Origin of the sequence: Paraburkholderia sp. SIMBA_027, from assembly GCF_046535315.1 — a bacterium.
Classification (GTDB): Bacteria; Pseudomonadota; Gammaproteobacteria; order Burkholderiales; family Burkholderiaceae; genus Paraburkholderia; species Paraburkholderia tropica.
On sequence record NZ_JAWRWY010001338.1, the window covers coordinates 1 to 246 of the forward strand.

General features: G+C 65.0%; 1 protein-coding gene. It reads right to left on the bottom strand.

Features of this window, described 5'->3' with window-relative positions:
* Nucleotides 1-25: 25 nt before the first annotated feature.
* Nucleotides 26-246 (bottom strand): ArsR/SmtB family transcription factor (locus SB764_RS43520; protein ID WP_410867243.1); only part of this gene is annotated, 221 nt, incomplete at its 5' end.

The window sequence follows — 246 nt, forward strand, 5'->3', positions numbered from 1 at the left end:
GGCGGGCTTGGGTAGCGGCGGCAGGCTACATGTCTTGGTTCAATTGCCGCAGGAACGCGGCAATCACGGGTTCATTGCGACGGAAGAACACCCACTGCCCCACCTTGGTGGCCGAGATCAGTCCCGCGCGCTGCAGCACCGCAAGGTGCGAAGACACGGTGGACTGCGACAGCCCGCAGCGCCCATCGATATGGCCCGCGCACACCCCGTGTTCGAAGGTATGGCCCGGACGTTCCTCGAAGTGCG